The sequence below is a fragment of the uncultured Halorubrum sp. genome, from assembly GCF_937146585.1.
Lineage (GTDB): Archaea > Halobacteriota > Halobacteria > Halobacteriales > Haloferacaceae > Halorubrum > Halorubrum miltondacostae.
On sequence record NZ_CAKZRO010000045.1, the window covers coordinates 1 to 8226 of the forward strand.

Annotated in this window: 7 protein-coding genes and 2 pseudogenes; all 9 read right to left on the bottom strand. The window is 72.7% G+C overall.

Annotated features, from left to right (window positions below):
• A pseudogene (locus tag Q0116_RS03740) lies at positions 1-113 on the bottom strand (ornithine carbamoyltransferase); the annotation flags it as partial.
• Between the two features lie 54 nt (positions 114-167).
• Entirely contained in the window at positions 168-1349 is a 1182-nt protein-coding gene (locus Q0116_RS03745) for a [LysW]-lysine hydrolase (protein ID WP_297885638.1), read from the bottom strand.
• Positions 1349-2476: an aspartate aminotransferase family protein gene (locus tag Q0116_RS03750; RefSeq protein WP_297885640.1), complete on the bottom strand. Its 1128-nt coding sequence runs from the start codon at positions 2474-2476 to the stop codon at positions 1349-1351. Before Q0116_RS03750 ends, Q0116_RS03745 begins: the two co-directional genes overlap by 1 nt.
• Positions 2473-3387, bottom strand: coding sequence for an acetylglutamate/acetylaminoadipate kinase (locus Q0116_RS03755; protein ID WP_297885642.1), 915 nt, complete (start codon positions 3385-3387; stop codon positions 2473-2475). The genes Q0116_RS03750 and Q0116_RS03755 overlap by 4 nt, the downstream gene beginning before the upstream one ends.
• Positions 3384-4460, bottom strand: coding sequence for an N-acetyl-gamma-glutamyl-phosphate reductase (gene argC / locus Q0116_RS03760; RefSeq protein ID WP_297885644.1), 1077 nt, complete (start codon positions 4458-4460; stop codon positions 3384-3386). Before argC ends, Q0116_RS03755 begins: the two co-directional genes overlap by 4 nt.
• Positions 4457-5377 (bottom strand): lysine biosynthesis protein LysX, encoded by a 921-nt coding sequence (gene lysX / locus Q0116_RS03765; protein WP_297885646.1) that lies wholly within the window; start codon positions 5375-5377, stop codon positions 4457-4459. Before lysX ends, argC begins: the two co-directional genes overlap by 4 nt.
• A gap of 100 nt (positions 5378-5477) precedes the next feature.
• Positions 5478-5666, bottom strand: a complete 189-nt coding sequence (gene lysW / locus Q0116_RS03770; protein WP_006114043.1) for a lysine biosynthesis protein LysW — start codon at positions 5664-5666, stop codon at positions 5478-5480.
• 293 nt (positions 5667-5959) lie between these two features.
• Positions 5960-7447 (bottom strand): argininosuccinate lyase, encoded by a 1488-nt coding sequence (argH, locus tag Q0116_RS03775; protein WP_297885650.1) that lies wholly within the window; start codon positions 7445-7447, stop codon positions 5960-5962.
• A pseudogene (locus Q0116_RS03780) lies at positions 7448-8226 on the bottom strand (argininosuccinate synthase domain-containing protein); the annotation flags it as partial.

An 8226-nucleotide genomic window follows, 5' to 3' on the forward strand; every position in this document is an offset into this window, starting at 1 on the left:
AGTCGGGGGTCGGTCTCGCCCGCCTTCATCGCGGCGGCGCGGTCGAGCAGGGCGTCCAGTTCGGCGGGCGTCACGTCGTCGATGTCGAGGAAGTCGTCGGTGGCGAGTGGCATCGTTGGAGTGGTGTGGTGTCGTTCGAGAACGGGTCGCGTCGGGGTCGCGGGCGGTTACAGTCGCTCGCGGCAGACGTCGGTCAGGACGCGCACGGCGCGGTCGAGGTCCGGGAGCGGGAGCCGCTCGTCGGGGGCGTGGTCGAGGTCGGAGTTCCCGGGCCCGTATGTGACCATCGGGCAGTCCCACGCGGCCGCGAAGAGGTTCATGTCGCTCGTCCCGGTCTTCCGGAGCAGGCGCACGTCGCCGTCCGCGGACCGAATCGCGACCCGGAACGCCCGCGCGAGGTCGGTCCGGGGGCTCTCCATCACGGGCGGCATCGGCTCGCCCCAGTGGACGGTGCCGGTCGACAGCTCCGCCTCCGCGAGCTCGTGGATCTCGTCGACCGGCCGCGACGGCGGGATCCGGAGCTGGACGTCCATCGTCGTCTCCACGGCGAGGCCGTCGTCGCTCAGGCCGCCGTCGACCGAGATGGGCTTGGTCGTCACCTGATCGAACACGGCGGTCTCCGCGTCGTCCGGCGTGAACGCCGCCTCGACGCCGTGCCACCAGTCGATCGCGTGCTGGATCGCGTTCGGCTCCGGCCGCGAGGAGTGGCCCGACTCGCTGGTGTTCACGTACGTCCCCTCCAGCAGGCCGCGGTAACCGAGGGTGATCCCCTGCCAGCCCGACGGCTCGCCGTTGATCACCGCGTCGGGCGCGTCGCGGTCATCGATGAGAGCGCGCGCGCCGCCGGAGTCGACCTCCTCGCGGACGACGCCCGCGAAGGAGACGCCGGTCTTCACCGCCGCGACCGCCATCGAGACGAGCGGCCCGGTCGCGTCGACCGCCCCGCGGCCCCACAGCACGGGGTCGCCGGGCTCGCCGACGCGGACGTCCGAGGGCTCCGGGAGCTCGCCCTCGGGCGGCGCGGGCCGCACCTCGACCGGGATGTCGCCGGGGACCGTGTCGACGTGCGAGGTGAGGAGCACGGCGTCGTTCGCCGGCGCGCGGACGTTGCCGACCTCGTCGATCCACGCCTCCCGGCCGTTCGCCTCGAAGAAGTCGACGAGGCGCTCGGCCGCCCGCTCCTCGTCGCGCGACGGCGACGGGATCGAGACCATGTCGTACAGCAGCTTCCGGGCGGGCGTGTCGCACGCCGCGGGGTAGCCGCCGCCGGCGACGACGTCGGTGCCGCCGGGCGCGGACTCGGCTCCAGCCTCGCTCTCCTCCGGATCCCGCTCCTTGCCGGCCGCCATCAGCCGACCACCTCGGCTATCGCGTCGACGACGGCGTCGGCGTGCTCGCGCTCGATCGTCAGCGGCGGCAGCAGGCGCAGCACGGTCCGCCCCGCCGGCAGCGCGAGGATCTGGTGGTCGATGGCGAGGTCGCGCAGCAGCCGGTTCGACCCGCGGCGCACCTCGATCCCGACCATCAGCCCGTCGCCGCGCACGTCGCGCACGTCGTCGCCGAGGCGGTCGCGGAGCTCGCCGCGGAGGTAGTTCCCGACCGCCTCGGCGTGGGCCGGGAGGTCCTCGCGCTCGATCACGTCGAGCGTGGCGCCCGCCGCCGCCGACACCACGGGCCCGCCGGAGAACGTCGAGCCGTGGTCGCCGCCGTCCTCGGCGATCCAGTCGCGACACAGCGTCGCGCCGATCGGGAGCCCGCTGCCGAGCCCCTTCGCGGTCGTGAGGATGTCGGGAACCACGTGGTGCCGGTCGGCGGCCCACATGTCTCCGGTGCGGCCGAGCCCGGTCTGGATCTCGTCGAGGATCATCGCCGCGCCGGAGGTGGCGGTCGCGACGCGGACCGCCTGGAGGTACTCGGTCGGGACGGGGTTGATCCCGCCCTCGCCCTGGAGCGGCTCCAAGATGACCGCGGCGGTGTCCTCGTCGACCGCCTCGCGCATCGCCTCGGCGTCGCCGTACTCGACGAACTCGACGCCGCCCGCGAGCGGGCCGAACCCGTCCTTGTACTTGTCCTTCCACGTCGTCGCGAGCGTCCCCATCGTCCGGCCGTGGAACCCCTGCGTGGTCGCGATTATCTTCTCGCGGCCCGTCGCGTGCCGGGCGAACTTCAGCGCGGCCTCGTTCGCCTCGGTCCCGGAGTTACAGAGCCAGACGTTGTCGACGTCAACCGGCGCGACGTCGGCGAGCCGCTCGTACAGCGCCGTCCGCGCCGCGTGCGGGTACGACGCCTGGACGTACATGAGCTCCTCCAGCTGGCTCGTCGCGGCGTCGACGACCTCCGGGTGGCAGTGGCCGACCGGCGTACAGGCGTAGCTCGCGCCGAAGTCGAGGTACTCCGTGCCGTCCGTATCGGTGACGTACACCCCGTCGCCCGAGGCGATCTCGATCGGCTTCTCGGAGAAGACGAAGCCGCTCACGCGGTCTCACCCCCTTCGGTCTCAGCGGCGTCGCCGTTCGCGGCCTCGTCGAGCGCCGACCGCTCGACCGTCGTGCCCTCGCCGCCGAGCGCGGCGACGACCGGATCGCGGACGTTGGCGTCCGCGATCACGACGCGGCCCGAACCGCCTTCGAGCGCCTCTCTCGCGGCCATCACCTTCTTGCCCATGAACCCCTCTGCGGCGTCCTCGACGGTCGCCAGCTCGGCGGGCGTCGCGGCCGCGTCGATGCGCGTCTCGGGGTCGTCCGGGTCGGCGTACACGCCGGAGACGTCGGTCAGCAGGACGAGATCGGCGCCGAGCGCGCCCGCGACCGCCGCGGCCGCGCGGTCGGCGTCCGCGTTGACCGGCGTCACCTCGCCGTCGCCCTCGTCGCCCGCCATCGGCGGCGAGACGACCGGGGTGTAACCGTCGTCGAGGAGGCCGGCGAGCAGGTCGGCGTTCACCGACTCGATCTTCCCGGAGTGGTCGCCGCGCCGGATCTTCCGCTTCCCGTCCTCGACGACGCGGACCGCCGACTTGCGCGGGCCCGAGAGGAGCCCGCCGTCGACCCCGGAGAGGCCGACCGCGTCGACCCCGGCCGAGCGGAACTCCGCCGTCAGCTCGGTGTTGAGCTTGCCGGCCATCGCCATCGCGAACGCCTCCATCGTCTCCGCGTCGGTGAACCGCCCGGTGACGCCCGAGGCGGACTCGACGTACTCGGGCTCGATGCCGAGCCGCTCGAGCGTCTCGTCGACGACCGTCGAGCCGCCGTGGACGACGACGACGGAGCGCCCGTTGGCCGCGAGGTGCGCGACGTCGCCGACCGCGCCGGCCGGGTCGACCGCCTTCGCCCCGCCGACCTTGACGACGACCGTGGGCTCGCCCGCGGACTCGGATTCCGCTCCGCTCATGGCGTACCCACCGGGTGGAGCCCGTCGAACTCGAGGCCCGCCGTCTCGGGCAGTCCGAGGGCGACGTTCGCCGCGTGGACGGCCTGCCCCGCCGAGCCCTTGGTCATGTTGTCGATCGCCGAGAAGACGACGACGCGCCGGTTCCCGGGGTCGAGCTCGAAGCCGACCTCGCCGTGGTTCGTCCCGGCGACCGACTTCGGCTCGGGGTAGCGGTAGACGCCGCCCCCGCCGGAGACGATCCGCATGAACGGCTCGTCGGCGTAGGCGTCGCGGTACGCGCCCCACAGGTCCCCCTTCGAGACCGGCTCGTCGGGAAATACGTGGCAGGTCGCGCTCGCGCCGCGGACCATGTCGACCGCGTGGACGGTGAAGGAGACGTCGAGGCCGAGGTACGCCTCGATCTCCGCCTCGTGGCGGTGCCCGGTGGGCGCGTACGGGCGCACGACGCCCGAGCGCTCCGGATGCGACGAGGCCGCGCCGCCGCCCGCGCCGCCCTCCGAGGAGCCGACCTTCACGTCGACGACGACCTCGCCGGTCTCGGGACCGAGCGCGCCGGCGTCGACGAGGGGTTTCAGCCCGAGGATCGTCGCGGTCGCGTTACAGCCGCCGCCCGCGATCAGGTCGGCCCCGGCGAGGTTCTCGCGGTTGAGCTCCGGGAGCGCGTACTCCGCGCGCTCCAAGTACTCCGGCGACTCGTGGCCGTCGTACCACTCGTCGTACGCCGCGGCCTCGGGGAGGCGGAAGTCCGCCGAGAGGTCGACGACGGTGTCTGCCGCGTCGAAGAACTCGTCGATGCGCCCCATCGAGACGCCGTGCGGCGTCGCCGCGAACAGCACGTCGACCGACTCGAGGTCCTCGGGGTCCGAGAAGCGCAGGTCGAGCCCGCGCAGGTTCGGGTGCGAGCGCCCGACGGTCATGTTGTCGGCCGACCGCGAGGTCGCCTGGACGACCTCGAAGTTCGGGTGGCCGGCGAGGAGCCGCAGCAGCTCGCCGCCGGTGAACCCGGTGCCGCCGACGACGCCGGCGGTGTGGACGTCCGCGGTCCCCCCGTCGGCCTCGGCGTTCGCGGTCACGCGTCCACCTCTGCGACGGCTCCGTCGGCCAGATCGGCCGCCTTCGCCTCTAACCAGTCGACGACCCGCGCCGGGACGTCGACGTCGGTGGCCGCGTCGAGCGCCTTGAACTCGACGGTGTGGTTCACCTCGTGGACGGTGTACTCGCCGGAGCCGCCGGTCTCGGCGGGGTCGCCGTCCGCCTCGACGCCCACCTCCATCAGGTCGACGCCGAGCATGCCGCCGCCGACCGCCTCGGAGGCGCGCTCGACCAGTTCGGTCGCGCGGTCGTCGAGTTCGAACGGCGCCGTCTCGCCGCCCTTCGCGGCGTTCGTGAGCCAGTGCTCCGAGGAGCGCGTCATCGCCGCTATCGGCTCGCCGTCGACCGCCAGCACGCGGACGTCGCGGCCGGGCTTGTCGACGAACTCCTGGACGTAGAACACCTTGTGCTCGTAGTGGCCGAGCGTCTCCTTGTGTTCGAGAATCGCTTCGGCGGCGTTGCGGGAGTCGATCTTCGCCATCAGCCGTCCCCACGAGCCGGTGACCGGCTTGAGGACGCACGGGTAACCGAACGACTCGATCGCCTCCAGGGCGGCCTCCGTCGTGAACGCGACCTCCGTCGCCGGGGTCGGCACGTCGGCCTCGGCGAGCGCGAGCGAGTTCTTCGCCTTGTCGGCGCAGACGTCGCCCGTCTCCGGGCCGTTCACCACGGGGACGCCGTAGCTGTCGAGGAACCGCGTCGCGTACAGCGACCGGCTCGTCGACAGGCAGCGGTCGACGACGAGGTCGAGGTCGTCGACGGCCGCCGTCGTGGAGTCCAGGCCGAACCGCTCCTTCCGCACGTCGATCTTCTCGACGTCGTGGCCGCGCTCGCGGAGCTCGCCGAGCAGGAGCTTCTCGTCCTTCCGGATCCGCGAGTAGAGCACCCCTACGCGCACGTCGATCCCCCTCCGTTCGAATCGGCGCTCGCGCGCCCCGCGTCGGTGCTCACGCGCATGTCGACCACTCGCGTGTCGCGGCCGTGGCGGTCGTCGCCATCTACTCGCCCCAGTCCTCCTCGAGCTCGGGCGCTTCGTCCAGGACGACCGGGTCGAGCGAGATGACCTCCAGTTCGGTCCCCGTGACCGGACTGTCGATGATCTCGCCGACCTCGACGTCGGCCGGGATCTCGATCTCCTCGCCCGTGATCGGGTCCTCCGCGGTCAGCGTGTCGGTGTCGCTCGTCATCGTACTCCACTCTGGGCGAGCCGAACGCATAAAGGTTCCGAACTTACCAAATAATTTATACTAACTAGAGCCCCGGCTATCGGTTCGAGAGCGGTCGAAAGCGCCCGAGCGGATCGGACTGTCAGATTTCAGTCATTCGGCCGCCCCCTCCCGGAGACGGGATCGCGACCGGCGGTCGTCGGTCGACCCCCGGCCGCGGCGGTCGTCGCAGTCGGTCCGGCTGCGGGGGGCCGTTCGGCCGCGGCGGCCGGTTCGGCGTCCGACCGCGGTGCCCGTCGCGGTCGGCGCGGGAGTCACGCATACGTCGCCACCTCCGCGTCGAGCGCCTCGGCGGCCGCCGCCAGCGCCTCGCGGCGCTCGTCGAGCGCCGTCGCGTCCGCGTCGATCCCCGCGGTCGCGGCCGTCAGATCTTCCGCGACCGTCGCGGGCGCGGGGCCGCCCGCGGAGTCGCGGCTCGCGACGCTCGCGGCCGGATCGAGGACGCGTTCCACCTCGTCGCGCGACACGCGTTCGAAGAGGGACTCCCCGAGCACGGCGCGTGCGGCCTCGTCAACTTTTGCGGCGGCGGTCGTGGGGTCGTCGCCGTCCGCGACCGCGGGGGCGGCGCTCGCGACGATCTCGTGGGCCGTCCGGAACGGGAGCCCGTTCGCGGCGAGCAGGTCGGCGACCCCGGTGGCCGTCGAGAACCCCTCGCCCGCGGCGGCCGCGAGCGCGGCCTCGTCCCACTCGGCGGTCGCGACCGCGCCCGCGGCGACCGCGGTCGCCTCCCGCACGTCGCCCGCGATCTCGAAGACGCTCGCGTGGGCGCGCTGGAGGTCGCGGTTGTACGCCCGCGGTAGCCCCTTCAAGAGGCTCAGCGTGCCGGTCGCCTCGCCGATCGCGTCGCCCGCGACGCCGCGGGTCAGCTCCAGCGTGTCGGGGTTCTTCTTCTGGGGCATGATCGAGGAGGTCGAGGCGTACGCGTCCGCCAGCTCGACGACCCCATCCTTCGAGAAGAGGATCAGGTCCTCCGCGAGCCCCGACAGCGTCGTCGCGAGCGTCGCGAGCGCCGTCGCCGCCTCCGCGAGGAAGTCGCGCGCCGAGGCGGCGTCCATCGAGTTGCGGACCGTCCCGTCGAACCCGAGCAGCTCGGCGGTCCGGTCGCGGTCGACGTCGAACGGCGTCCCGGCGAACGCGGCCGCGCCGAGCGGCGACCGGTTGACCCGGTCGTACGCGTCGACGAGCCGCTCCGTGTCGCGCGCGAGCCCGCCCTCGTACGACAGCAGGTAGTGCGCGACCGTCGTCGGCTGGGCCGGCTGGAGGTGCGTGTACCCCGGCATCACGGTCTCCGCGTGCTCGTCCGCGACGTCGACGAGCGCCTCGCGGGCGGCGACGGTCGCCCCGACCGCGTCCAGCAGGTCCTCGCGCAGCCGGTACCGGATACATGTCGCCACCTCGTCGTTGCGCGAGCGGGCGGTGTGCATCCGGCCGCCGTCGGGCCCGATCCGGTCGATGACGGCCGTCTCTATCGCCTCGTGGACGTCCTCGCCGTCCGGCAGCTCGGCGTGGCCGGCGGCCTCGACCTCGTCGAGCGCGGCGAGGATCTCGCCCGCGACCGCCTCGTCGACGATCCCCCGTTCCGCGAGCATCACCACGTGCGCGCGGTCGACCGCGAGGTCCGCCTCGAAGATGGCGGCGTCCGCGGCGAGGCTCGACAGGAACTCGCGGGCGGGCCCGCCGGTGAAGCGGTCGCGACGGACGGCGGTGTCGCCGCCGGCCGCGTCGGGGTCGTCGTCGGTCATTCAGTTTCCGTCGTCGGTCTCGCCGGTCTCGTCCCCCTCGCCGGACCCGTCCGTCGCGAGCTCCGGCTTCGAGACGCCCGCCTTCACGTCGTTGGCGAGGCGCTCCTGGAGCCCGTGGTACTTCGCGACGCCCGTCGCGTCCGACTGGGCGATGCCGGCGACGTCCTCGGTGTTGAACGAGGCCATCTCCTCGGAGTAGACCGCGTACTCGGAGTCGCGGGCGACGACGCGGCAGTCGCCGCCGGAGACCTTCACGGTGGCCGTGCCGGTCACCACGTCCTGGGTCTCGTCGACGAAGGCGTTCAGCGCGTCGACGACGGGGGCGAAGACGAGCCCCTCGTACGCCTTCTCGGACCACTCGTGTTCGATCCCCTGCTTGAACGAGCGCTCGTTTTTCGTGAGAACGAGGTCTTCGAGCGCCTGGTGAGCCGTCAGCAGGACCGTCGCCGCCGGGTGCTCGTAGTTCTCGCGGACCTTCAGCCCGAGCATGCGGTCCTCCATCACGTCCGTGCGACCGACGCCGTAACCGCCGGCGTACTCGTTGAGGTGCTGGATGAGCGGGACGGGGTCCATCGCCTCGCCGTCGACGGCGACGGGGATCCCCTCCTCGAACGTCACCTCGATGGTGGTCTCGCCCTCCGGCTCCGCGGTCCACTCGTAGATGTCCTCCGGCGGCTCGTAGTCCGGGTTCTCCAGCTTCCCGCCCTCGACCGCGCGCGACCAGATGTTCTCGTCGATGGACCAGACGCCGCCGTCGCCGGCCTCGACCGGGAGATCCT